This window comes from Cellulosimicrobium sp. Marseille-Q8652 (assembly GCF_965112045.1).
Genome location: NZ_CBCOPS010000002.1, coordinates 1,126,499 through 1,151,879, shown reverse-complemented (window position 1 = coordinate 1,151,879; position 25,381 = coordinate 1,126,499). Strand labels below are relative to the sequence as shown.

Genomic DNA, 25,381 nt, shown 5'->3' with positions numbered 1-25,381 from the left:
CCGGGCGTCGGGTCGTGCGCACCCTCACGGGTGCGACGGCGTCACTTCAGCGTGTCGGAGTGGTCGCCGATCTTGTGCACGAGGATCGAGTTCGTCGTGCCGGGCTGGCCGACCGGCGCGCCCGACACCACGACGACCAGGTCGCCGACCTCGGCGAGGCCGTTGGCCTGCAGCGTCGTGTCGACCTGGCCCACCATCGCGTCGGTGTTCTCGACCTCGGGGACCTGGTAGGTCTGGGTGCCCCACGAGAGCGACAGGACGTTGCGCACGTGCTCGCGCGGCGTGAAGGCAAGCAGCGGGATCGACGAGCGCAGGCGCGACATGCGGCGCGCGGAGTCGCCCGACTGCGTGAACGTCACGAGGTACTTGACGCCGAGGATCTCGCCGATCTCCGCCGCGGCACGCGTGATGGCGCCACCGCGGGTGTGCGGCGTGGAGCCGAGGGGGGCGATGCGCTCGCGCCCGGCCTCCTCCGTCGCCTCGATGATGCGGGCCATCGTCTGGACCGTGAGGATCGGGTACTCCCCGACGCTCGTCTCGCCGGACAGCATGACCGCGTCGGCGCCGTCGAGCACCGCGTTGGCGCAGTCGGACGCCTCGGCGCGCGTGGGGCGCGGCGAGTTCGTCATGGACTCGAGCACCTGCGTGGCCACGATGACGGGCTTGGCGTTGCGGCGCGCGAGCTCGACGATGCGCTTCTGCACGAGCGGGACCTGCTCGAGCGGGAGCTCGACGGCGAGGTCGCCGCGCGCGACCATGACGCCGTCGAAGGCGTCGACGATCTCGGCGAGGTTGTCGACGGCCTGCGGCTTCTCGATCTTCGCGACGACGGGGACCGTGCGGCCCTCCTCGTCCATGATCGTCTTGACGTCGTCGAAGTCCTTGGCCGAGCGCACGAAGGACAGCGCGATGATGTCGGCGCCGAGGCGCAGCGCCCAGCGCAGGTCGTCGCGGTCCTTCTCCGACAGGGCCGGCACGGAGACGGCGACGCCCGGCAGGTTCAGGCCCTTGTTGTTCGACACCGGGCCGGCCACCTCGACGCGCGTCACCACACGCGGTCCCTCGACCGCCGTGACCCGGACGAGGACCTTGCCGTCGTCGATGAGGATCGGGTCGCCCACGCGCGCGTCGCCCGGCAGGCCCTTGTGGGTCGTCGAGACGAGCTCCTTGGTGCCGACGACGTCCTCGGTCGTGATGGTGAACGTGTCGCCCTCGTCGAGCCAGTGCTTCTCGTCGCCGCCGAAACGCCCGAGGCGGATCTTCGGCCCCTGGAGGTCGACGAGGACGGCGACGGAACGGCCCGACGCTGCCGCTGCCTCACGGACGCCGTGGTAGACGGCCTCGTGCTCCGCGGCGCTGCCGTGGCTCCGGTTGATCCGGGCCACGTCCATCCCGGCGTCGACGAGCGCCTTGAGCTGCTCCTTCGACTCGGTCGCGGGTCCGATGGTGCAGACGATCTTTGCTCTGCGCATATCTCCAGCCTCTGGTTCTCCGACCGGCCGCGAGCCGGTCGTCGCGGGGTGCCCCTCCCAGGATGCCCCGCTCATCGTCCCGGCGCCGGACATCCGACGCCGGGTGCACGTCAAGCGCGCAAGGACACGGTGCTCGCGCGTACCGGCGCGGGCAGCTCCGTCCCTCCCTGAAGGTAGGCGTCGACGGATGCCGCCGCCGCCCGACCCTCGGCGATCGCCCACACGATCAGCGACTGACCGCGTCCGGCGTCCCCCGCCACGAAGACGCCGGGGAGCGTCGACGCGAAGTCGTCGTCGCGGGCCACGAGCCCGCGAGCCGTCAGACCGGCCTCCGACTGCCCCGTGAGGGTGTCGGTCTCCGGTCCGGTGAACCCCATCGCGACGAGCACGAGGTCTGCGGGGATCTCGCGCTCGGTGCCGGCCTTCGGCACGCGCCGGCCGTCCGGCAGGTACTCGGTCTCCGCGACGCGCAGCGCCGTGACCTTCCCGGAGGCGTCGCCGAGGAGCTCGACGGTCGAGGCGAGGTACTCGCGCTCGCCGCCCTCCTCGTGCGACGACGACACCTCGAAGAGGATCGGGTCGGTCGGCCACGGCTGGCTCGCCGCGCGCTCCAGCGGGGGCTGCTTGCCGATCGCGAGCGTCGTGACGCTCGCCGCGCCCTGCCGCAGGGAGGTCCCGAGGCAGTCGGAACCGGTGTCGCCGCCACCGATGACGATGACGTGCTTGCCCGTCGCCGTGATCTGGTCGGGGACCTCGCGCCCCGCGACGACCGCGTTCGCCTGGTGGAGGAACTCCATCGCGAAGTGGACGCCGTCGAGCTCGCGGCCGGGGATCGTCAGGTCGCGCGGCACCGTGGCGCCCGTCGCGACGACGACCGCGTCGAAGCGGGCCCGCAGCTCGTCCCACGTGATGTCGACGCCGATCTCGACGCCGGGGCGGAACCGCGTGCCCTCGGCCTCCATCTGCGCGATCCGACGGTCGATGTGGACCTTCTCGAGCTTGAAGTCGGGGATGCCGTACCGCAGCAGGCCGCCGATCGCGTCGTCCCGCTCGTACACGGCGACGGTGTGGCCGGCGCGCGTGAGCTGCTGGGCGGCGGCGAGCCCCGCGGGGCCGGACCCGACGACGGCGACGGTCGAGCCCGTCAGGCGCTGCGGCACCTGGGGCGTGACGTAGCCCCGGGCGAACGCCTCGTCGATGATCGAGACCTCGACGTTCTTGATCGTCACGGCCGGCTGGTTGATGCCGAGCACGCAGCTCGACTCGCACGGCGCCGGGCACACGCGACCGGTGAACTCGGGGAAGTTGTTCGTCTCGTGGAGGCGGTCGATCGCGTCGGCCCACTGCTCGCGGTAGACGAGGTCGTTCCACTCGGGGATGAGGTTCCCGAGCGGGCAGCCCTGGTGGCAGAACGGGATGCCGCAGTCCATGCAGCGGCCGGCCTGCTCCTTGAGGAAGACCTGCCCCTCCTCGAGGTGGGCGTGCACGTCCTTCCAGTCCCGCAGCCGCACGGCGACGGGCCGGTTCGGCGGGAGCTCGCGCTCCCGCACCTTCAGAAAGCCACGGGGGTCAGCCACGGGCCACCTCCAGAATCTGGTCCCACACGCCCGGGGCCGCCGGGTCGAGACCCGAGGACTCGGCCTTCTCGAGGGCGGAGCGCATGCGCGCGAAGTCGGTCGGCAGCACGCGGGTGAACCGCTGGACCGCCGCGGGGAAGTCGGCGAGGAGCTCGGCCGCGAGCATCGACCCGGTCTCCTCCTGGTGCCGGCGCACGAGCTGCTCGACGAGCTCGACCTCGGCGTCCTCGAGCGGTCCGAGACCCAGCTCTCCGGTGGCGAGGGCGCTCGTGTTGAGCGCCGCCTCCCGCAGGTCGAGGACGTACGCGGTGCCGCCGGACATGCCCGCGCCGAAGTTCCGCCCGGTCGGCCCGAGCACCAGCACGGTGCCGCCCGTCATGTACTCGCAGCCGTGGTCGCCCACGCCCTCGACGACGAGCGTCGCGCCCGAGTTGCGCACGCCGAACCGCTCGCCGACACGCCCGCGCAGGAAGATCTCGCCGGACGTCGCGCCGTAGCCGATGACGTTGCCCGCGACGACGTTGCTCGACCCGGTGAGGACCGCGTTGCGGTCGGGCCGCACGACGATGCGCCCGCCCGACAGGCCCTTGCCGACGTAGTCGTTCGCGTCGCCGAACAGGCGCAGCGTGACGCCGCGCGGCAGGAACGCGCCGAGGGACTGGCCGGCGGAGCCCGTGAGGGTCACGTCGATCGTGTCGTCGGGCAGGCCCTCGCCGTGGTAGCGCCGGGTCACCTCGTGGCCCAGCATCGTCCCGACGGTGCGGTTGACGTTGCGCACCGACAGCGAGATCCGCACCGGCTCCTGGCGCTCGAGCGCGTCGGCCGCGAGGGCGATGAGCTGGTTGTCGAGCGCCTTGTCGAGGCCGTGGTCCTGCGTCGTCGTGTTGCGCAGCGACGAGCCCTCGACCGGCACCGGCCGCTCGAGCACCGGACCGAGGTCCAGGCCCTGCGCCTTCCAGTGGTCGACGGCCTTGCGGGTGTCGAGGTACTCGACGTGCCCCACGGCCTCCTCGATGCTGCGGAAGCCCAGGCGCGCGAGGTACTCGCGCACCTCCTCGGCGATGAACTCGAAGAAGTTCACGACGAACTCGGGCTTGCCCGTGAAGCGTGCGCGCAGCTCGGGGTTCTGGGTCGCGACGCCCACCGGGCACGTGTCGAGGTGGCACACGCGCATCATGACGCAGCCCGAGACGACCATCGGGGCGGTCGCGAAGCCGAACTCCTCGGCCCCGAGCAGAGCGGCCACGACGACGTCGCGCCCGGTCTTCATCTGCCCGTCGACCTGCACGACGATCCGGTCGCGCAGGTTGTTGAGCACGAGCGTCTGCTGGGTCTCGGCCAGGCCGATCTCCCACGGCGTGCCGGCGTGCTTGAGCGAGGTCAGCGGGCTCGCGCCCGTGCCGCCGTCGTGCCCGGAGATGAGCACGACGTCCGCGTGCGCCTTGGACACTCCCGTCGCGACGGTCCCGACGCCGAACTCGGAGACGAGCTTGACGTGGATCCGCGCGGCCGGGTTCGCGTTCTTCGCGTCGTGGATGAGCTGCGCGAGGTCCTCGATCGAGTAGATGTCGTGGTGCGGCGGCGGCGAGATGAGGCCGACGCCCGGCGTCGAGTGCCGGGTCCTCGCGACCCACGGGTACACCTTGTGCCCCGGGAGCTGACCGCCCTCGCCGGGCTTGGCGCCCTGGGCGAGCTTGATCTGGATGTCGTCGGCGTTCGTCAGGTACTCGCTCGTGACGCCGAACCGGCCCGACGCGATCTGCTTGACCTTGGAGCGGCGCTCCGGGTCGTACAGGCGCTCCGGGTCCTCGCCGCCCTCGCCGGTGTTGGACCGGCCGCCGAGACGGTTCATCGCGATCGCGAGGGTCTCGTGCGCCTCGGCCGAGATCGACCCGTAGGACATCGCGCCCGTGTTGAAGCGCTTGACGATCTCGCTCACCGGCTCGACCTCGTCGAGCGGCACCGCGGGGCGCTCGCCCTCGCGCAGCGCGAGCAGCCCGCGCAGCGTCATGAGCCGCGACGACTGCTCGTCGACCCGGTGCGTGTACTCGCGGAAGACGTCGAACCGGCGCTCGCGCGTCGAGTGCTGCAGGCGGAAGACCGTCTCCGGGTCGAAGAGGTGCTCCTCGCCGTCGCGGCGCCACTGGTACTCGCCACCGGTGGTCAGGCGCACGTGCGCCTGGTGGTTGCCCGACGCCGGGTAGGCCTCCGCGTGCCGGGCCGCGACCTCGGCGGCGACGACGTCGAGCCCGATGCCGCCGAGCCGCGAGGTCGTGCCCGCGAAGTAGTCGCGCACGAGGTCGTGCGAGAGGCCGACGGCCTCGAACACCTGGGCGCCGCGGTACGAGGAGATGGTCGAGATGCCCATCTTGCTCATGACCTTGAGCACGCCCTTGCCGAGCGCCTTGATGAGGTTCGCGACGGCCTTCTCGGGGTCCACCGCGAGGTAGCCGCGGCGCGCGAGGTCCTCGACCGTCTCCATCGCGAGGTACGGGTTGACCGCGGCCGCGCCGTACCCGATGAGGAGCGCGACGTGGTGCGTCTCGCGCACGTCGCCCGCCTCGACGACGAGCGACACCTGGGTGCGGGTGTGCCGGCGCAGGAGGTGGTGGTGCACGGCGCTCGAGAGGAGCAGCGACGGGATCGGCGCGAGGTCGGAGTCGGAGTCGCGGTCGGACAGCACGATGAAGCTCGCGCCGGCCTCGACGTGCGCGTCGACCTCGGTGAAGATCTCCTCGAGCCGCTCGAGGAGCGCCTCTCCCCCGCCGGCGACGCGGTACAGGCCACGGACCGTGACGGCGCGGAAGATCCCGGCGAGGTTCGGGTCCTTGTCGACGCGGATGATCTTGGCGAGCTGGTCGTTGTCGAGCACGGGGAACGGCAGCACGAGCTTGCGCGCGTGCTCCGGCGTGTCGACGAGCAGGTTCGGCTCGGGACCGATCGCGCCGCCGATCGACGTCACGAGCTCCTCGCGGATCGCGTCCAGCGGCGGGTTCGTCACCTGGGCGAACATCTGCGTGAAGTAGTCGAACAGCAGGCGCGGGCGCTGCGAGAGCACCGCGACCGGCGTGTCGGTGCCCATCGCGCCGAGCGGCTCGGCGCCCGTGTTGCCCATCGGCGTGAGGATGATCCTGAGCTCCTCCTCCGTGTAGCCGAAGGCGCGCTGGCGGCGCTGCACCGACGCGGGGCTGTGCGCGACGTGCTCGCGCTCGGGGAGCTGGTCGAGGTAGACCGAGTTGTCGGCGACCCACTGCGCGTACGGACGCTGCGCGGCGAGCTGCGACTTGATCTCCTCGTCCTCGATGATCCGTCCCTGGCCCGTGTCGACGAGGAACATGCGCCCCGGCTCGAGGCGGCCCTTGCGCACGATCGTCGCCGGGTCGAGGTCGAGCACGCCCGCCTCGCTCGCGAGCACGACGAGACCGTCCTCGGTCACCCAGTACCGTCCCGGGCGCAGGCCGTTGCGGTCGAGGACGGCGCCGATGAGCGTGCCGTCGGTGAAGTTCAGGCAGGCCGGTCCGTCCCACGGCTCCATGAGGGCCGCGTGGTACTCGTAGAAGGCGCGCAGGTCCGGGTTCATCTCGGCGTGGTTCTCCCACGCCTCCGGGATCATCATGAGGACCGCGTGCGGCAGCGGGCGGCCCGACAGGTGCAGGAGCTCGAGCACCTCGTCGAAGCTCGCCGAGTCGCTCGAGCCGTCGGAGCACACGGGCAGCAGCGGGGCGAGGTCGCCGAGCGCCTCGCTCTCGAGCGTGCCCTCGCGCGCGGCCATCCAGTTGCGGTTGCCGCGGACCGTGTTGATCTCGCCGTTGTGGGCGATCATGCGGAACGGCTGCGCCAGGGGCCACGACGGGAAGGTGTTCGTGGAGAAGCGCGAGTGCACGAGCGCGATCTCGCTCGCGTAGCGCGGGTCGGAAAGGTCCGGGAAGAACGGCTCGAGCTGCGCCGTGGTCAGCATGCCCTTGTACGTGAGCGTGCGTGCGGACAGCGAGGCGAAGAACAGGCCGAGCTCGTTCTCGGCACGCTTGCGCAGCCGGAACGTGCGGCGGTCCAGGGCGACGCCCGAGAGCTCGCGCGCCGGGTCGGCGACGACGACCTGACGGAACGTGGGCATGGAGGCGCGCGCCGACGGGCCGACGAGGTCGGCCGTCACCGGCACGTCGCGCCAGGCGAGGACGTCGAGCTTCTCCTCGGCCGCGATCGCCTCGACCCCCCGGACGGCGGCCGCTGCGGCCTCGGCGTCCTGCGGGAGGAACGCCATGCCGATCGCGTAGTGCCCCGCGGGCGGGAGCTCGGCGTCGACGACGTCGCGCACGAACGCGTCGGGGATCTGCGTGAGGATCCCGGCGCCGTCGCCGCTGTTCTCCTCGGCGCCGACGGCGCCGCGGTGGTCGAGGTTGAGCAGGGCGGTGAGCCCCGCGTCAACGATGTCGCGTCCGGGCGTGCCGCGCAGCGTCGCCACGAAGGCGACACCGCACGCGTCGTGCTCGGCGGCGGGGTCGTACAGACCGAGAGCCGTGGGAGGCACGGACAGGGCAGGTGCCCGGTGCGCGTCCCGATGCTGCGGCGTGGTCATCAACACCGTCCTCACAGGCGCCCGGCCGCGAGGGCCGGGCTGGTTCCAGCTGGGGGGATTCGGGACGTCTTCGGCCCTACGGACATGACAGAACCCACCGGGCGGTCGCCCGGCGGATTCGCCGGTGAATGACGGGCGCTCAGCGACCTGGGTCTGGTCGCGCGGCACCTGCCTGTTCGGACTCCTCCGAGTCGTCGGAGTCCTCTTCGTGCTCGGCGGCGTCGGTCGACTGCTCGACCGGCCCCTCCGACTCCGTGGACGACGCCGCCTCGGCCGGTCCCTCGGGAGACGTCTCCAGCGAGACGTCCTCCTCACGCCCGGGGTGGCGGCGCCCGACCACGACGAACGCTATCAACGCACCGACACCGACCACGATCGAGGTCCAGACGTTCAGCCGGAGACCCATCACGAGCTCGGCCTCGTCGATGCGCAGCATCTCGATCCACACCCGACCCAGCGTGTAGACGAAGACGTACAGCCAGAATACCCGACCATGACCGAGCCGGAACCGGCGGTCCAGGTAGATGAGGAGGAAGGCGGCGCCGATGTTCCAGACCATCTCGTACAGGAACGTCGGGTGGAACAGGGTGCCCGGCGGGAAGCCCGCGGCGGCCGCCACGGAGTCGTCGACCCGCAGGCCCCAGGGCAGGGTCGTCGGGGAGCCGAACAGCTCCTGGTTGAACCAGTTGCCGAGCCGGCCGACCGCCTGCGCGAGGAGCAGCCCGGGCGCGAGCGCGTCGGCGAACGCGGGGAAGCTCACGCGCTGCCGGCGGCAGCCGATGTACGCGCCCACGGCGCCCAGGGCGACGGCCCCCCAGATCCCGAGGCCGCCCTCCCACACGTACAGCGCGCGGACGGGGTCGCCGCCCGGTCCCCAGTACGGGTCGGGCGTCGAGAAGACGTGGTAGAGCCGCCCGCCGACGATCCCGAACGGCACGGCCCAGAAGGCGATCTCGAGCACGTCGTCGGCGTCGCCGCCGCGCTCGACCCAGCGTCGCCGGGTGAGCCACAGCGCGACGACGATGCCCGCGAGGATCGCGAGCGCGTAGGCGCGGACCGGGAACGGCCCGAGGTACCACGTGTGCTGCGGCGGGCTCGGGATCGCCGCGGGCAGCGCGCCCGCGGCCTCGACGACCTGCGCGACGGCGAGGGCGGCGCTCATGCGAGCACCTCGCCCGCGCTCGCGGCCGGCCTGGCGTCCGCGGGTCCGTCGTCGGGCGCGGGACCGCGAGCCGCCCGGACGCCGTCGACGAGCGAGGACGCCACCGCGCGGAGCGTGGCGAGACGCTCCTCCCAGGGAGCGTCCGTGAGCAGCGGGCGCACGAACGCCGACCCGACGATCACGCCGTCGGCGAAGCGCGCGACCTCCGCGGCCTGCTCGCTCGTCGAGACGCCGAGGCCGACGCACACGAACGGCGCGCCCGCGGCGCGCGTGTCGGCCACGAGCTGCTCGGCACGAGGGCCGACCTGCGTCCGCTCCCCCGTGACACCCATCGTCGACGCCGCGTACACGAACCCGCGCGACGCGCGCACGGTCAGGCTCAGCCGCTCGGGCGTCGAGCTCGGCGCGACGAGGAACACGCGGTCCAGGCCGTGGCGGTCCGCGGCCTCGACCCACTCCCTGCCCTCGTCGGGGATGAGGTCCGGCGTGATGAGACCCGCTCCGCCGGCCGCGGCGAGGTCGCGCGCGAACGCCTCGACGCCGTAGCGCAGGACCGGGTTCCAGTAGGTCATGACGAGCACGGGGACCGCGCCGCGGGTGTGCGTGGTCACGGCGTCCACGACGCGGAACACGTCCGCGACGCGGCTCCCCGCGTCGAGCGCCGTCTGCGCCGCGGCCTGGATCACCGGCCCGTCCATCACCGGGTCGGTGTACGGGACGCCCAGCTCGAGGACGTCGACACCGGCGTCGACGAGCGCGAGCGCGGCCTCGACCGACCGGTCCACGGTCGGGAACCCGACCGGGAGGTAGCCGACGAGCGCCGCCCGCCCCTCGTCCCGCAGCGCCGCGAGGCGGTCGCCGGTGGGCGAGCCCCCCGGTCGCACCCCCGTCGGCACCGCGCCCGGGGCCTCCTGCACGCCGTTCACAGCTCTCCCTCCGTACCCGTCGCCGTCTCGGCGATCGCGTCGTCGTCGACGAGGTCGAACCACCGGGCGGCGGTCGCCACGTCCTTGTCCCCACGGCCCGAGAGGTTGACGAGGATCACGTGGTCCTCCCGGCCGGCGTCGACCGCGTCGCGGCCGAGCCGCAGCGCGCCCGCGAGGGCGTGCGCCGACTCGATCGCCGGGATGATGCCCTCCGTGCGGCACAGGAGACGGAACGCCTCCATCGCCTCCGCGTCCGTCACCGGCTGGTAGGTGGCCCGGCCGAGGTCGTGCAGCCACGCGTGCGCGGGGCCGACGCTCGGGTAGTCGAGCCCCGCCGACACCGAGTGGCTCGGCAGCGTCTGGCCGTCCTCGTCCTGGAGGAGGGACGAGCGAGCACCGTGCAGCACACCGGGGACGCCGCCGCTGAACCGGGCCGCGTGGCGGCCCGTCTCGACGCCCTCGCCGCCCGCCTCGAACCCGAACAGCTCGACGCCGTCGTCGTCGAGGAACGCGTTGAAGATGCCGAGCGCGTTGGACCCGCCCCCGACGCACGCCGCGACGGCGTCCGGGAGCCGGCCGACCCGGTCGAGGACCTGCGTGCGCGCCTCCTCGCCGATGACGCGGTGGAACTCGCGCACCATCTCCGGGAAGGGGTGCGGCCCCGTCACGGTGCCCAGGAGGTAGTGCGTGGAGTCGACGTTCGCGACCCAGTCGCGCAGGGCCTCGTTGATCGCGTCCTTGAGGGTGCGCTGCCCGATCGTCACGGGGACGACCTCGGCACCGAGGAGCCGCATCCGCGCGACGTTCAGCGCCTGGCGCCGCGTGTCCTCCTCGCCCATGTAGACGACGCACTCGAGGTCCATCAGCGCCGCGGCGGTCGCCGTCGCGACGCCGTGCTGGCCCGCCCCCGTCTCCGCGATGACGCGCGTCTTGCCCATGCGCTTGACGAGGAGGGCCTGGCCGAGCACGTTGTTGATCTTGTGCGAGCCCGTGTGGTTGAGGTCCTCGCGCTTGAGGAACATCCGGACCGCTCCCGGTGCCCCGCCGACCTGCGCGGCGAACCGGGGCACCTCCGTGAGCGGGCTGGGACGTCCGGTGTACTCGCGCTGGAGCCTGGCGAGCTCGTTGACGAAGGCGGGGTCGTCGAGCGCCTTGCGGTACTCGGTCTCGAGCTCGTCGAGAGCGGCGATGAGCGCCTCGGGGACGAAGCGTCCGCCGAACGCGCCGTAGTACGGACCTTCGTGGTTCGCGAGCGAGCGGGTGAGCTCGGCGCGCACGGAGGCGGTGTCGGCGGTCTCAGGGGTGGTGGGTGTCGAGTCGGGCACGGGGCCGGACCTCCTGCGGGAGACGGGGTGGGGGCCGGGGCGCGGCACCTGCTGCGTGACGGTCGGGGACGGTCGACGCCTCAGGGCCGCACCGACCACAGCGACGGGTGCGCTCCGGCCGCCACGAGGTCCGCGACCGACGCGCGCGGGGCGTCGTCCGTCACGAGCGCCTCGCCGACGAGCACGGCGTGCGCTCCGGACCGCGCGTAGTCCATGACGTCGTGCGGGCCGCGCACGCCCGACTCGGCGACGCGGACCACGTCGTCGGGGATGGCGGGCGCGAGGCGCGCGAAGGTCGTGCGGTCGACGTCGAGCGTCTTGAGGTCGCGCGCGTTCACGCCGACGACGCGGGCGCCGGCGTCCAGCGCGCGCCCCACCTCGTCGAGCGAGTGCACCTCGACGAGGGCCGTCATGCCGAGCGAGTGGACCCGCTCCACGAGGGACGTGAGGACGGTCTGCTCCAGCGCGGCGACGATGAGGAGCACGAGGTCGGCGCCGTGCGCACGGGCCTCCCACACCTGGTACGGCGTGACGACGAAGTCCTTGCGCAGCACGGGCACGTCGACCCGGGCGCGCACGGCGTCGAGGTCGGCGAGGCTGCCGTTGAACCGCCGCTCCTCGGTGAGCACGGAGATCGCGGACGCGCCGCCCTTCTCGTACTCGCCGGCGAGCTCGGCCGGGTCGGCGATCGAGGCGAGCGCACCCTTGCTCGGGCTCGAGCGCTTCACCTCGGCGATCACGGCGACCGCGTGGTCGGCCTTCAGCCGGCTCACGCACTCGAGCGCTCCGGGCACGCGTGACGCGCGTTCCTTGAGGTCGTCCAGCGAGGTCGTCGCCTGGCGTGCCGCGAGATCCTCGCGCACCCCGGCGACGATGTCGTCGAGTACCGTCATCGCCCCATCACTCCCCGTGCTCGTCCCCTCGGCCTCCGTCGTCGGTCGACCGGAACGGGCTCGTCCACAGGTACGAGTCGGCCCGTTGACACGGAGGTATCTGCCATCGTAGGGCCGTGCCCGAGTGACGATGACCACGGCCCACCCCCCGAGACGGGCGCCGGAGCCCTCAGGAGGGAACGGGTCCGAGCCACTCGACGAGCCCGGGGACGTTGCGCAGGACGCCGAACGCGACGAGCACGACGAGGCCCGCCCACGCCACGGCGGGCGAGAGCGTTGGGCCGGACCGGCCGCGCCAGGACCGGACGAGCCACACGCCCCACAGGGCCACCAGCAGCGGCGCGACGAGCACCCACAGGGGGTTCATCCCCCACGCGCCGGCCAGGTCGAGGTGGACCAGGTCGTGCGTCGCGCGCAGTCCGCCGCACCCCGGGCACGCGAGTCCCGTCAGCGCCAGCAGCGGGCACGTGAGGAAGTGGCCGGGACGGTTCGGGTCGACGAGCCCGACGTAGGCGACCGCGGCCGCGACCACGGCTCCGGTCGCCATCGGGGCGACCGCGCCGCGCGGACCGCGAGCCCGGCGCGCGGGCGTCGGTGCGGGCGTGGGTGCGGGCTCCGAGGCGCGCCCTGACCCGGGCCGGCCGACCGCAGGGACGGCCGCGGATCCGCGGGACGACGGCGCGGTCACTGCTGGTCCGGGATCGACCCGACCCACACGAGCAGCGCGGGGAACAGGACGGCGGCCAGGGCGATCGCCACGACGGACAGCGCGACCGAGATCCAGCCGAGCACGATCCCCGCGGTGGCCAGCCCGCCGTTGTCGGCCTGGCCGCTCGCCACCGCGCGCCTGGCCTGCGTGCCGAGGACGATCGCGGGGATACCCGTCAGGAACCCGCAGCTCAGGACGAACGACGCGATGCCGAGGACGAGCGACCACACCGCGAGGCCGTTCTGCGGCAGGACCGGCGGGTACGGGCCGGATCCGTACGGGGCGGGTCCGGGGTACGGAGCAGCGCCCGGGTTCGGAGCAGCGACCGGGTTCGGGGCAGCGCCGGGGTACGGCGACGCCGGAGGGCGCTCGCCCTCCGGCGGTCCGCTGACCGGCGGCTGGGTCACCGGGAGACGGACTTCTGCCCGTACCCCATGTTGCGGAGCACGACGCCCGCGACGAGGCTCAGCGCGACGACGCCCATGCCGACCCAGAACAGCCAGACGGCTGCGACGACGACGCCGATCGCGGCGACGAGCGCGCCGAGCATGATGCCGATCATCGTGGTCCACGCCGCGACGGTGTGTCCGTGGTTCGTGGGCGGCGCCGCGGGCGGCAGGTAGGCGATCTCGGTCGTCTTCTGGTTCTCGGCCATGGGGGTCGTGCCTTTCGTCAAGATGTGCAGCCAGACTATCGGAACCGTCCTCGGAGCCGCGCGTGCGGCGGGCCGTCGGCCGGGTCAGGTCAGGTGGGGTCGGGGGAAGGGGTCAGCGGTCGGTGGGGTCCTCGCCCCGGGACAGCGCGTCCCAGGCGTCGTGGTCGGTGAGGTCGTCGTCCTGCGGTGTCGTCGCCGTGGCACCGGTCCCTGCGGGCGCCTCCGGGGCGGTCGCCGCCCCGGCCTCGCCCGGCACCTGCACTGCTGCGGCGGCGGCACCGTCGCGCTCGTGCCGCGTCGAGGCCCGTTGCCAGCCCCTGGACCCGACGGCGACCCACACCACGGCCACGACGGTCAGCACGCCCAGCGCGGCGGCGACCCACGGCGCCGCCGTGAGCGAGACGGCCGACGTGAGCTCGGTGACCCCGGTCGCCTCCGCGACGGCGGACCGCGCGCTCGGCTCCGGGTCGAGCGCGACGCCGAGCGCCGCGGCCGTGGTGACGGCCCCGCTCGCCGCGGCGACGGCGAGCACGACCCACCGGCCGACACGACCGACGAGACCGAGCGCGAGGCCGGCGGCCACGAGGACGAGCGCGGCCGCTCCGACGCCGGGGGCCGCGGTCGTCCCGCTCACGGAGACCTCCACGACGGGATCGAGAGCGGTCGCCCCCGTCGTCGTGGACCACGTGACGGCCGACGCGGCCAGGGTGGCCCCGCCCAGGAGCAGGAGGAGCCAGATCGACGCGCGACGCGACGGCGCCCGCGCGCCGGCACCCGTCGCCGGACTCATCGCAGTCCTCGCAGCCGCGCCGCGACCTGGACCGCCCGGACGGCGGCCGCGGCCTTGTTCCGCGACTCCGCGTACTCGAGCGCGGGGACCGAGTCGGCCACGATCCCGCCCCCGGCCTGGACGCTCGCACGGCCGTCGCGGATGAGCGCGGTGCGGATCGCGATCGCCATGTCCATGTCGCCCGCGAAGTCGAAGTACCCGGCCGTGCCGCCGTAGATCCCGCGGCGCGCGGGCTCCAGCTCGTCGATCAGGGCGATGGCTCGCGGCTTGGGTGCACCCGAGAGCGTGCCGGCGGGGAACGTCGCGCGGAACGCGTCGAGCGCCGTCGCGCCGTCGCGCAGGGTGCCCACGACGGTCGAGCACAGGTGCATGATGTGGCTGAACCGCTTGGTCGCCATGAACTCGACGACCTCCACGGACGTCGGCTCGCAGACCTTGACGAGGTCGTTGCGCGACAGGTCGACGAGCATGATGTGCTCGGCGCGCTCCTTCGGGTCCTCGAGGAGCTCCTCGCCGAGCGCCACGTCCTCCTCGGGCGTCGCGCCACGCGGGCGCGAGCCGGCGATCGGGAAGGTCACGACGCGACCCGCGGTCACCTTGACGAGCGTCTCCGGGCTCGACCCCACGACGGCGAAGTCCCGGCCGTCGGGGTCGGTGAGCTGGAAGTAGTACATGTACGGGCTGGGGTTGATGGTCCGCAGCGCCCGGTAAACGTCGAGCGGCTCCGCCGGGCAGTCGAGGTCGAGCCGCTGCGACAGCACGACCTGGAACACCTCGCCCTCGCGGATCGCGTCCTTGCCCGCGACGACCGACGCCTCGAACTCCTCGCGCGTCGAGCGGAACTCCAGCTCGGGCTCGGGCACGTCCGCGCCGACCGACACGACGTGCGAGCCGCCGGACACGAGCCGCGCCTGCATCGCGTCGAGCCGCGCGACGGCGTCCGCGTAGGCCTCGTCGACGCGCTCGTCGGTGTCGTCGAAGTTGATCGCGTTCGCGACGAGCCACACGCTGCCCTCGCGGTGGTCGACCGCGGCGACGTCGGTCGCGAGGCACAGCGTCAGCTCGGGGACCCCGAGCTCGTCGGGTGCCGCGGCGGGCAGCGTGGGCTCCCAGTGCCGGATGACGTCCCAGCCGATCGCGCCCGCGAGGCCGCCGGTGAGCGGCGGGAGGCCCTCGACCGGCGGCGTGCGCAGGGCCTCGAGCGTCGCGTCGAGGACCTCGACGACGTCGCCGTCGGTCGGGATGCCCACCGGCACGTCGCCGGACCAGACGGCCCGGCCGTCGCGCGCCGTCAGCGTCGCGCGCGACGCGGCACCGACGAAGGACCAGCGGCCCCACGTGCCGTCCGACTCGGCGGACTCGAGCACGAAGGTGCCCGGCCGGCCCTGCGCGAGGGTGCGGTACAGCCCGACGGGCGTGACGTCGTCGGCCAGGAGGCGACGGACCACCGGCACGACGCGGCGCCCGGCCGCCAGGGCACGGAAGCCCTCGGCGGCGGGCCACGTCTCGCCCCACGCCGGTCCGCCTGCGGGGACGGTGACGGGCTCGGCCTGCGCGGTCGCGTTCACTGGTTCTCCTCCTCGGGGTCGGTCGCGGGACCGGACGTGGCGCCGGGAAGGGTCTCGGGGGCCGGGTCGGGAAGCTCTCCGACGACCGCGCCGAGGTCTCCACCGGCCTCGAAGCACGTCCGCGTGCCGGTGTGGCACGCCGCGCCGACCTGGTGGACGCGCACGAGCAGCGCGTCACCGTCGCAGTCGAGCGCGACCGAGCGCACGACCTGCACGTGCCCGGACGTGTCGCCCTTGCGCCAGTACTCCTGGCGCGACCGGCTCCAGAACGTCACGCGGCCGCTCGTGAGCGTGCGGTGCAGCGCCTCGTCGTCCATCCAGCCGAGCATGAGCACCTCGCCGGTGTCGTGCTGCTGGACGATCGCGGCGACGAGGCCGGCGTCGTCGCGCGTGAGGCGCGCCGCGACGTCGGGGTCGAGGGACGTGGTCGGCGCGGGGACGCGCGTGTCGTCGGGCACCCGAGAATCCTGCCAGACGCCGCGCGCCGCCGTGCCCCGTGTCTCGCCCGGGGCGGACGTGGTCCCCGTCACCGCGTCTGCGACACCCACGCGTCGTGCAGGTGCGCGTAGACGCCTCCGGCGCGCACGAGCTCGTCGTGGTGCCCCACCTCGACGACCCGGCCGGACTCGACCACGACCACGAGGTCGGCGGCCTCCGCCGTGGACAGCCGGTGCGCGATCGTCAGCGTCGACCGGCCCGCCGTGAGCGACGCGAGGGCGCGCGCGATGCGCACCTCGGTCGCCGGGTCCACGGCGGACGTCGCCTCGTCGAGGACGAGCAGGTCGGCCTCCGCGAGGTAGGCGCGCAGGAGCGCGACGAGCTGGCGCTCGCCCGCCGACAACGACTCGCCGCGCTGCCCGACCTCGGTGTCGAGGCCGTCGGGCAGGTCCGCGACCCAGTCGGCGAGCCCGAGCCGGTCGACCGCCGCCTCGATCTGCTCGCGGGCCGGCGTGCCCGCCGCGGGGACGCCCGGGTCGCCCCGCAGTCCGTAGGCCACGTTGTCGGCGAGCGTGCCGTCGAACAGGAAGCCCTCCTGCGGGACCAGCACGACGCGCTCGCGCAGGCTCGCGGTCCGGATGTCACGGAGGTCGACGCCGTCGAGCAGCACGCGGCCGGCGGTGGGGTCCATGAGCCGCGTGACGAGCTTGGCGATGGTCGTCTTGCCGGACCCGGTCGCCCCGACCACGGCCACCGAGGCGCGCGCCGGCAGGTCGAGGTCGACGCCGTGCAGCACCTCGGGACCGTCGGGGTAGGCGAACCGCACGCCCTCGAGCCGGACGTGCGCCGGCCCGCGCGGGCTCGTCGTGCCGGCCTCGCCCGGGTCGACGACCTCGACCGGGGTCTCCAGCACCGCGAGGACGCGGCGCCACCCGGCGACGGCGTTCTGCAGCTCGTTGAGGATCTCGGTCGCCATCTGGACCGGTCCGGTGAAGAGCTGGACGAGGAAGAGGAACGCGAGGAGCCGGCCCACGGAGATGTCCCCCGCCACGCCCAGGAAAGACCCGACGACCACGACGACGGCCAGGACGAGGTTCGCGACGAGGACGCCGCTGGAGAACACCACCGCGACGAGCTTCTGGGCGCGCACCATGGCGCGCCGCGTGCCGTCGACCGCGGCGTCGATCCGCCGCGCTGTCCGCGCACCGGCGCCGTAGGCGCGGATGGTCTCGGCGCCGACGACCGACTCGGAGATCGCGCCGAGCATCGCGCCGACGCGCGCCCGCACGGTCGTGTAGGCGTCGTTGACCCGCCGCTGCGCGGGACGCAGGACGAGGAAGAGCGGCACGAAGCACGCCCACACGACGATCGTGAGCTGCCACGAGTAGATCGCCATGAGCACCGTCGCGACGCCGATCTGCAGCACGGAGACGAGCAGCATGATGCCGCCCCACTGCACGAACAGCGAGATGGTGTCGACGTCGCTCGTCACGCGGGAGACGAGGGAGCCGCGACGCTCGGTGTTCTGCGTGAGGACCGACAGGTCGTGGACGTGGCGGAACGCGCGCACGCGCAGGTGCGCCAGGCCGGCCTCCGTCGACCGGAAGAGCCGGACGTTGACGAGCGCCGAGCACAGCCCCGCCACGACGAGCACCGCCGCGGCCGCGCCGACGAGCAGCCCGACCCGACCGGTGTCCGGGCCGCCGTCGGCGAGGATTCCGGTGTCGATCGTCTGCTGGACCGTGACCGGCACGACGACGCGCCCGAGCGCCGCCGCGACCGCGAGGCCGAGGGTGATCCACAGGCCGTCGAGGATCTGCGGCGAGACCTGCACGCCGCGGCGCAGCGTGGCGAGCACGCCCAGGGTGCTGGCCGAGGCGATGCGCGGGTCGGCGGTCGTCCTCGCGGTCCCGGTCGTGCCCGGGGTGTCCGTGGTCGTCGTCGTCACTCCTCCAGCGCCCCTGCCTCGGCCCGACGCACCACGTCGTCCGCCTCGTCCTCACGCCAGCCCTCGTGGCGGTCCAGGTCCTCCGTCGTGGGATCGGCCGTCTCGTCCGCCGCCCGCGCCTCGTGCCGGTGGATCTCGTCGTCGGCGGCGTCCTCCTCGTCGGCGGCGCGGCGCGCCGCCTCGCGCGCGTACGCGGTCGCGAGCTCCCGGTAGCCCGGGTCGCGCGCGAGCAGCTCCTCGTGCGTCCCGACGTCGACCACCCGGCCCGAGCCGACGTGCACGACGACGTCCGCGAGCGCCACGCTCGCCATCCGGTACGCGACCATGACGACCGTCGGGCGCTCGCGGCCCTCGTCCCGCAGCCCGGCGAGGATCTGCTGCTCGACGCGCGGGTCGACGGCGGACGTCGCGTCGTCGAGCACGAGCAGGCGCGGTCGCCGGACCAGGGCGCGGGCGATCGCGAGCCGCTGGCGCTGCCCGCCGGAGAGGTTCGCGCCGCGCTCGCCCAGCGGCGCGTCGAGGCCCTCCGGCAGCCGCTCGACCACGTCGTCGACGCGCGCGAGACGCAGCGCGTCCCACACCTGCGCGTCGTCGGGCCCGGTGCCCTCGTCGGCGAGCGTGACGTTCGAGCGCACGGTGTCCTCGAACACGAAGGCGTGCTGGGCGACGAGCGCGACCTGCGCGGTGAGGTCGGGCTGCCGCACGTCGCGCACGTCGGTGCCGTCGAGCGTGACGCGGCCCCGCGTGGGGTCGGACAGGCGGGCGAGGAGCGAGACGAGCGTCGTCTTGCCCGCGCCCGTCGAGCCCACGACGGCGACCGTGCTCCCGGGGGCGAGGTCGAGGTCGACCCCGTCGAGGAGCGTCACGGGCCGGCCGCCGGGGCGGACGTCGACGCCCACGCCCTCGAAGCGCACCCGCAGCCCGCCCGTGCCGGTGAGCGCCCGCGATCCCGGGACGAGCCCCGTCCCGGCGTCGACGACGCGGCTGATGCGCTCGTACCCGACGAGGCCGCGCGGCAGCTCGCCGAGGACCCAGCCGAACGCCCGCACCGGGACGGCCATGATCGTCAGGAGGTACGCCGCCGTGACGATCTCGCCGGGCTGGACGCCGCCCGCGGCGAGACGGACCGTGCCGACACCGAGGACGAGCAAGGTGCCGAGGGACGGCAGCAGCTCGATGACCGGGTCGAAGAAGGCCCGCACGACGCCGACGCGGACGTTCGCGGCGCGCAGGGTGTCGGTGCGCTCGGCGAACCGGCGCTCCTCGCGGTCCGCCGTGCCGAGCGACGTGACGAGCAGGGCTGCCTCGAAGCTCTCGTGCGCGACGTCGGCCACCTCGGCGCGCAGCTGCTGGGCGCGCGTGATGGCGGGCGACATGTACCGCTGGAAGACGACGTTCACGGCGACGGCGACCGGGATGACGACGAGCGCGGCGCACGCGAGCCAGACGTCGATCCGGAACAGCATCACGGCGGACACGCCGATCATCACGACGACGCCGAGCGCGAAGGGCAGCGGGTTGAACACGCCGGTCGCGGCCTCGACGTCCGAGCTCGCGTTCGACAGGAGCTGACCGGCCGGGTGCGCGCGGTGCCACGACATCGGCAGCCGCAGGTACTGCCGCGTCACGGCCGTGCGGTGCCGGGCCTGGAGCGCGGCGTAGCCGTTCCCGGCGAAGATGCGGCGGGCCGCGACGCTCGCCGCGAGCGAGACGGCGATGCCGGCGAGCACGAGCCCGGCCAGCCAGATGCGGTCCCGCGCGGCCGCGTCACCGGCGAGCGCGGGGACGACCACCTCGTCGGTGACCGTGCCGATCGCGCTGCTCACGCCGACCGTCAGCGCGCCGAAGAGCGCGGACGAGCCGATCGCCAGGACGTAGGTGCGCGGCTCGTCGCGCAGGCCGCGGCCCATGAGGGCGAGCGAGCGGCGTACGCGCGACCCGGTCAGGCCGTGCGGACGACGGACCCGCGGCTCTGCGGGGAGGGAGTCGGGGGCGGAGGGCTGGGCGTCGGCACCGTTCGGGCGCGTCGTGCTGCCGGGCACGGGACGTACCTCGTCTTTCGTTCGGGATCCGACGATCCTCTCACAGGGCGCCGACGCCGCCGTGGCCCGCCAGCAGGGCCCGACCGCTCCCCGACGCGCTCCCGGCCGGAGTCGTCCCGTCGTCCCGGCGCGGGGTCCTCGTCCGGGGCGCCGCCTTCAGCGCACCTCGACGCCGGCGGCGCGCAGGGCGTCCTTGACCTGGCCGACGGTGAGCGTGCCGAAGTGGAAGACGCTCGCCGCGAGGACGGCGTCCGCCCCCGCCCGCGCCGCCTCGACGAAGTGCTCCGGCGTGCCCGCTCCGCCGCTCGCGATGAGCGGCACGCGCACCTCGCGGCGGACCGCGGCGAGCATCTCGAGGTCGAAGCCCGCAGTCGTGCCGTCCGCGTCCATCGAGTTGAGCAGGATCTCGCCCGCCCCCAGCTCCGCCGCGCGCGCGGCCCAGCCGACCGCGTCGATGCCGGTGCCCCGCCGCCCGCCGTGGGTCGTGACCTCGTAGCCCGAGTCCGTGACCGTGTCCCCGGTGGTGCGGCGGGCGTCGACCGACAGCACGAGCACCTGGCTCCCGAACCGGTCGGCGATCTCGGCGATGAGCTCCGGGCGCGCGATCGCCGCGGTGTTCACGCCGACCTTGTCGGCCCCCGCGCGCAGGAGCCGGTCGACGTCGTCCACCGCGCGCACGCCGCCGCCCACGGTGAGCGGGACGAAGACCTGCTCGGCCGTCCGGCGCACGACGTCGTACGTCGTCTCCCGGTTGCCGGAGGACGCCGAGACGTCGAGGAACGTCACCTCGTCCGCACCGTCGCCGTCGTAGCGGGACGCGAGCTCGACGGGGTCGCCCGCGTCGCGCAGGTTCTCGAAGTTCACGCCCTTGACGACGCGGCCCGCGTCGACGTCGAGGCACGGGATCACGCGGATCGCGACGGTCATGAGGTCTCTCCTTGGTCGGCCGGCGCCTCGCCGGTCTGGTCGGGCGCGGCGGGATCGGCGTCCTCGGCCCCGCCCGCCGCCTCCTCCGCCGTCACGGGGAAGTGCGCGTCGAGGATGTCGACGACGTAGACGAGCGTCTCGCCCGCGAGCGGGCTCGCGGTCCCCTCGTAGCCGAGCTCCGGCGGGACGACGAGCATGACCTGGCTGCCCACCGACTGCTCGAGCAGCCCCTGCTCCCAGCCCTCGATGACCTCGCCGAGACCGATCATCACGGACGACGGCGCCGCGTCCGGCGCCCACGACGTGTCGAACACCTCGCCGTCCGACCAGCGCACGCCCGTGTAGCGGACGGTGACGACCTGGCCGGCCTCGACCTGGCGCCCGTCGCCCCGGATCAGCGGACGGATGCCGAGGTCTCCCGGCGGTGCGGAGTCCGGCGGGACCGCGATCGTCGGGGCGCCGTCCTCGGCGAGCGTCACCGTCGGCACGCCCTCGGCGGCCGCGGGCGCGACGGCCTCGCCCTCGGCCCGCGTGGGCAGCACGTCGGCGACGAGCACCACGGGGACGCCCTCGTCCTCCTCGACGTGCAGGAGACGGGCCCCGACGCGCTGCCCGCGCAGCTCGTCGGCCAGCTCGCTGCCCACCGACGCCTCGTCGAGCGTGAGCCACTGCGGGGCGTCGGCGTAGGTGTTCTGCAGCACCGTCCCGTCCCGCGCGTCCTGCGCGTAGAGGTTGAGCAGCACCGGGTCGCCGTCCACGAGCTCACGACCCGTCCCGGGCCACACCACCTCCGAGCGGCTCTCCGGGACGTCGAGCGGCGGCGTGTACTCGAGCGTGGGGGGCGCCCCGGCGGAGCCGGTCACCTCGAGCGCGGTGTTCGCCGGCGTCTCCGGCGTGTCCCCGGGCTCCTCGCACGCCCCCAGCAGCAGGGCGACGAGCACGATCCCGGCCGCACCGGCCCCGCGCACGCGACGTCGTACCGGCCGTGCCGTCCCCGGGAGGGTTCGCACGACCGTCGGGACACCGGTCCTCACATCAGGTCCCGCACGTCACATCGACTCGATGAGTCGTTCCACGCGCTCGTCCACGCTGCGGAAGGGGTCCTTGCACAGCACCGTGCGCTGCGCCTGGTCGTTGAGCTTGAGGTGCACCCAGTCCACCGTGTAGTCGCGGCGCGCCTCCTGCGCGGCGCGCACGAAGTCGCCGCGCAGCTTCGCGCGCGTGGTCTGCGGCGGCACGGCGGTCGACTCGAAGACCTCGAGGTCGGTGGTGATGCGCTCGACCATGCCACGGGCCGCGAGGAGGTTGTACAGGCCCTCGGTCCGCGAGATGTCGTGGTAGGCGAGGTCGAGCCGGGCGATGCGCGGGTCGTCGAGCTCGAGGCCGTGCTTGGCCTGGTAGCGCTGGATCAGCCGGTACTTGATGACCCAGTCGAGCTCGCGGTCCACGAGCGAGAGGTCGCCCGACTCGAGCGCGCGCAGCCCGCGCTCCCACAGGTCGAGCACCTGCTTGACGACCGGCGTCGGGGAGACCCCGTCCTCGACGAACTCCTTGACCCGCTGCAGGTACTCGCCCTGCAGGTCGATCGCCGTGACCGTGCGGCCGCTCGCCAGCTGGACCGGCTGCTTGCCCGTCATGTCGTGGCTGATCTCCCGGATCGCGCGGATCGGGTTCTCCAGCGCCAGGTCCCGCATCGGCACGCCGGCCTCGATCATGCGCAGGATGAGGTCGGTCGTCCCGACCTTGAGCATGGTCGTCGTCTCCGCCATCGACGAGTCGCCCACGATGACGTGCAGCCGCCGGTAGCTCTCGGCGTCGGCGTGCGGCTCGTCCCGCGTGTTGATGATGGGCCGCGAGCGCGTGGTCGCGCTCGACACGGCCTCCCAGATGTGGTCGGCGCGCTGCGACAGGCAGTACACCGCACCCCGCGGGGTCGAGAGCACCTTGCCGGCACCCGTGAGGACCTGACGGGTGATGAGGAACGGCACGAGCACGTCCGAGAGCCGGGCGAAGTCGCCCTGGCGGCGCACCAGGTAGTTCTCGTGGCACCCGTAGGAGTTGCCCGCCGAGTCCGTGTTGTTCTTGAACAGGTGGATCCGACCCGGCAGCCCCTCGTGCTCGAGGCGCTGCTGCGCGTCGGCGACGAGACCCTCGAGGATCCGCTCGCCGCCGCGGTCGTAGGCGACGAGCTGGCGCACGTCGTCGCACTCCGCGGTCGCGTACTCCGGGTGCGAGCCCACGTCGAGGTACAGGCGCGAGCCGTTGCGCAGGAACACGTTGGACGAGCGACCCCACGCGACGACCTTGCGGAACAGGTAGCGCGCGACCTCGTCGGCGGACAGCCCGCGGCCGTCGTCCGACGCGCACGTGACGCCGTACTCCGTCTCCAGGCCGAAGATCCTGCGGTCCATGCCGTCCTACCCCTCGCTCGTCGCGCCGGACGCGGGTCCCGCGTCGTCGCCCGCGGCCGGGGCCTCGCCGGGCGGCGCCTGCAGCAGGCCGTCGAGCACGGTCCCGGACAGCCTCCGGAACGCGCGCCGCGGTCGCGTGCGGTCGAGCACCGCGACCTCGAGCTGGTTCGCCGCGATCTCGCGCGGCTGCTCGCCCTCGCCGCCGGACCCCAGGGCCCGCACCGCGAGGCGCAGCACCTCGCCGAGCGACAGGTCGGGCTCCCACGCGTCGTCGAGGATGCGGCCCAGCTGCTCCGACCGCCCGCCCATGACGACGTGACCCTGCTCGTCGGCGACGGACCCGTCGTAGGAGATGCGGTAGATCTGGTCCTGCGCGGACGTCGGACCCACCTCGGCGACGACGAGCTCGACCTCGAGCGGCTTGGACTCCGTGGTGAAGACCGTGCCGAGCGTCTGCGCGTACGCGTTCGCGAGACCGCGCGCGTTGACGTCCGTCCGGTCGTAGGAGTAGCCGCGCAGGTCGGCGTAGCGCACTCCCGCGACGCGCAGGTTCTCGAACTCGTTGTACTTGCCCACCGCGGCGAACGCGATGCGGTCGTAGATCTCCGAGATCTTGTGCAGCGCGCGCGACGGGTTCTCGGTCGCGAACGCGATCCCGTCCTCGTACGCGAGCACGACGACGGAGCGGCCGCGGGCGATGCCCTTGCGCGCGAAGTCGGCCCGGTCCTTCATGAGCTGCTCGGGCGAGACGTAGAACGGCATCGTCATGCGAGGTCACCTCCCTGCTCGGTCGCGCCGCGCCCGCCCCCGGCGAGCCCGCGGCGCTCCTCGACGATCTGCTCGACGACGGCCTCGAGCTCCGCCTCCGGCACGCGCTCGTACCCGGCCCCCGTCACGACGGCGACGACCGGCCAGATCCGGCGGACCGTGTCCGGGCCGCCGGTCGCGGAGTCGTCGTCCGCGGCGTCGTACAGCGACTCGACCGCGACGCGCACGACCGCCTCGCGGTCCAGGCCCGGACGCCACAGCTTCTTCAGCGCGCCCCGCGCGAACACCGACCCCGAGCCGACGCTGTGGTGGTCGCGCTCCTCGTAGCGCCCGCCCGTCACGTCGTAGGAGAAGATCCGCCCCTGGCCGCGGTCGAGGTCGAAGCCCGCGAAGAGCGGCACCACGGCGAGGCCCTGCATCGCCATGCCGAGGTTCTGGCGGATCATCGTCGACAGCCGGTTGGCCTTGCCGTCGAGCGACAGCAGCGTGCCCTCGATCTTCTCGTAGTGCTCCAGCTCGAGCTGGAACAGGCGCACGAGCTCGACCGCGAGACCCGCCGTGCCGGCGATGCCGACGGCCGAGAACTCGTCCGCCGGGAAGACCTTCTCGATCTCGCGGTGCGCGATCATCGAGCCCATCGTGGCGCGCCGGTCACCGGCCATCACGACGCCGCCAGCGCCGTCCGTGCCGAACGTGCAGGCGACGATGGTCGTGGCGTGCGGGGCCGCGGGTGCGGCGCCCGAGCCGGCGTGCGACGCCGCGCGGCGGGACGGCAGCAGGTCAGGGGCGTGACCGGCGAGGAAGTCGAGGAACGACGACGACCCGGGGGTCGTGAACGCGTCGGGGAGCCGCCCGGGAAGGCGGTCGGGCTGGTGGGTGCTCATCAGCGGTCGGCCACGCTTCCTACTCGCCGCCCTTCTGGACGAATCCCCGGACGAACGACTCCGCGTTCGTCTCCAGGACCTCGTCGATCTCCTCGAGCAGCGCGTCCACCTCGGCGTCGCGGGACTGTGCCTGCGGCGCGGTGGGGACCTCCGGGGCGTCCGGCTCGTCGTCGGGACGACGGTCCTCGTGCGACGCGTGCGTGCGCTCGGTACCCGCCATGGTGGCCTCCTCGTCCGCCGGTCGTGACCGGCGCTCGTCGTCCGACCGCTCGCGGCCGCGGCCACGAGCGGTTCCTGCTCGCACGCGACG

Annotated in this window: 21 protein-coding genes; all 21 read right to left on the bottom strand. The window is 73.7% G+C overall.

Annotated elements, in window-relative coordinates:
- Positions 1–41 precede the first annotated feature (41 nt).
- Complete coding sequence (gene pyk / locus ACWPWV_RS14990) at positions 42–1,472, bottom strand: pyruvate kinase (protein WP_454043748.1); 1,431 nt, start codon at positions 1,470–1,472, stop codon at positions 42–44.
- A 110-nt stretch (positions 1,473–1,582) separates the two neighbouring features.
- Positions 1,583–3,049, bottom strand: a complete 1,467-nt coding sequence (locus ACWPWV_RS14985) for a glutamate synthase subunit beta (RefSeq protein WP_454043747.1) — start codon at positions 3,047–3,049, stop codon at positions 1,583–1,585.
- The gene (gltB, locus tag ACWPWV_RS14980; protein ID WP_454043746.1) at positions 3,042–7,625 is read right to left on the bottom strand and encodes a glutamate synthase large subunit; all 4,584 of its coding nucleotides are present in this window, start codon (positions 7,623–7,625) and stop codon (positions 3,042–3,044) included. Before gltB ends, ACWPWV_RS14985 begins: the two co-directional genes overlap by 8 nt.
- 139 nt (positions 7,626–7,764) lie before the next feature.
- Positions 7,765–8,787: a prolipoprotein diacylglyceryl transferase gene (lgt, locus tag ACWPWV_RS14975; protein WP_454043745.1), complete on the bottom strand. Its 1,023-nt coding sequence runs from the start codon at positions 8,785–8,787 to the stop codon at positions 7,765–7,767.
- Positions 8,784–9,704 carry a tryptophan synthase subunit alpha gene (gene trpA / locus ACWPWV_RS14970; protein WP_454044554.1) on the bottom strand — a complete coding sequence of 307 codons (921 nt, stop codon included), beginning with the start codon at positions 9,702–9,704 and terminating at the stop codon, positions 8,784–8,786. The genes lgt and trpA overlap by 4 nt, the downstream gene beginning before the upstream one ends.
- 5 nt (positions 9,705–9,709) lie before the next feature.
- Positions 9,710–10,990, bottom strand: coding sequence for a tryptophan synthase subunit beta (gene trpB / locus ACWPWV_RS14965; protein WP_454044553.1), 1,281 nt, complete (start codon positions 10,988–10,990; stop codon positions 9,710–9,712).
- Positions 10,991–11,118: 128 nt separating this feature from the next.
- Positions 11,119–11,931, bottom strand: coding sequence for an indole-3-glycerol phosphate synthase TrpC (gene trpC / locus ACWPWV_RS14960; RefSeq protein ID WP_454043744.1), 813 nt, complete (start codon positions 11,929–11,931; stop codon positions 11,119–11,121).
- Positions 11,932–12,100: 169 nt separating this feature from the next.
- The gene (locus ACWPWV_RS14955; protein WP_454043743.1) at positions 12,101–12,478 is read right to left on the bottom strand and encodes a DUF2752 domain-containing protein; all 378 of its coding nucleotides are present in this window, start codon (positions 12,476–12,478) and stop codon (positions 12,101–12,103) included.
- 137 nt (positions 12,479–12,615) lie between these two features.
- Positions 12,616–13,047 (bottom strand): DUF4190 domain-containing protein, encoded by a 432-nt coding sequence (locus ACWPWV_RS14950; protein WP_454043742.1) that lies wholly within the window; start codon positions 13,045–13,047, stop codon positions 12,616–12,618.
- Complete coding sequence (locus tag ACWPWV_RS14945; protein WP_454043741.1) at positions 13,044–13,295, bottom strand: HGxxPAAW family protein; 252 nt, start codon at positions 13,293–13,295, stop codon at positions 13,044–13,046. Before ACWPWV_RS14945 ends, ACWPWV_RS14950 begins: the two co-directional genes overlap by 4 nt.
- Before the next feature lie 112 nt (positions 13,296–13,407).
- Positions 13,408–14,085 carry a Trp biosynthesis-associated membrane protein gene (locus ACWPWV_RS14940; RefSeq protein WP_454043740.1) on the bottom strand — a complete coding sequence of 226 codons (678 nt, stop codon included), beginning with the start codon at positions 14,083–14,085 and terminating at the stop codon, positions 13,408–13,410.
- Entirely contained in the window at positions 14,082–15,653 is a 1,572-nt protein-coding gene (locus ACWPWV_RS14935; protein ID WP_454043739.1) for an anthranilate synthase component I, read from the bottom strand. The genes ACWPWV_RS14940 and ACWPWV_RS14935 overlap by 4 nt, the downstream gene beginning before the upstream one ends.
- Complete coding sequence (hisI, locus tag ACWPWV_RS14930; RefSeq protein WP_454043738.1) at positions 15,650–16,111, bottom strand: phosphoribosyl-AMP cyclohydrolase; 462 nt, start codon at positions 16,109–16,111, stop codon at positions 15,650–15,652. Before hisI ends, ACWPWV_RS14935 begins: the two co-directional genes overlap by 4 nt.
- A 68-nt stretch (positions 16,112–16,179) precedes the next feature.
- On the bottom strand, positions 16,180–18,039 hold the full coding sequence (locus tag ACWPWV_RS14925) for an ABC transporter ATP-binding protein (RefSeq protein ID WP_454043737.1): 1,860 nt from the start codon (positions 18,037–18,039) through the stop codon (positions 16,180–16,182).
- A complete protein-coding gene (locus tag ACWPWV_RS14920) occupies positions 18,036–19,949 on the bottom strand; it encodes an ABC transporter ATP-binding protein (protein ID WP_454044552.1) in 1,914 nt (637 codons plus the stop codon). Before ACWPWV_RS14920 ends, ACWPWV_RS14925 begins: the two co-directional genes overlap by 4 nt.
- A 288-nt stretch (positions 19,950–20,237) precedes the next feature.
- Positions 20,238–21,008, bottom strand: coding sequence for an imidazole glycerol phosphate synthase subunit HisF (gene hisF / locus ACWPWV_RS14915; protein WP_454043736.1), 771 nt, complete (start codon positions 21,006–21,008; stop codon positions 20,238–20,240).
- A complete protein-coding gene (locus tag ACWPWV_RS14910; protein WP_454043735.1) occupies positions 21,005–21,976 on the bottom strand; it encodes an FKBP-type peptidyl-prolyl cis-trans isomerase in 972 nt (323 codons plus the stop codon). The genes hisF and ACWPWV_RS14910 overlap by 4 nt, the downstream gene beginning before the upstream one ends.
- Before the next feature lie 81 nt (positions 21,977–22,057).
- The gene (pafA, locus tag ACWPWV_RS14905) at positions 22,058–23,419 is read right to left on the bottom strand and encodes a Pup--protein ligase (protein ID WP_454043734.1); all 1,362 of its coding nucleotides are present in this window, start codon (positions 23,417–23,419) and stop codon (positions 22,058–22,060) included.
- A gap of 6 nt (positions 23,420–23,425) precedes the next feature.
- Positions 23,426–24,187, bottom strand: a complete 762-nt coding sequence (prcA, locus tag ACWPWV_RS14900; protein ID WP_454043733.1) for a proteasome subunit alpha — start codon at positions 24,185–24,187, stop codon at positions 23,426–23,428.
- On the bottom strand, positions 24,184–25,071 hold the full coding sequence (gene prcB, locus ACWPWV_RS14895) for a proteasome subunit beta (protein ID WP_454043732.1): 888 nt from the start codon (positions 25,069–25,071) through the stop codon (positions 24,184–24,186). Before prcB ends, prcA begins: the two co-directional genes overlap by 4 nt.
- A 19-nt stretch (positions 25,072–25,090) precedes the next feature.
- Positions 25,091–25,291, bottom strand: coding sequence for a ubiquitin-like protein Pup (locus ACWPWV_RS14890; RefSeq protein ID WP_069386939.1), 201 nt, complete (start codon positions 25,289–25,291; stop codon positions 25,091–25,093).
- Positions 25,292–25,381 lie beyond the last annotated feature (90 nt).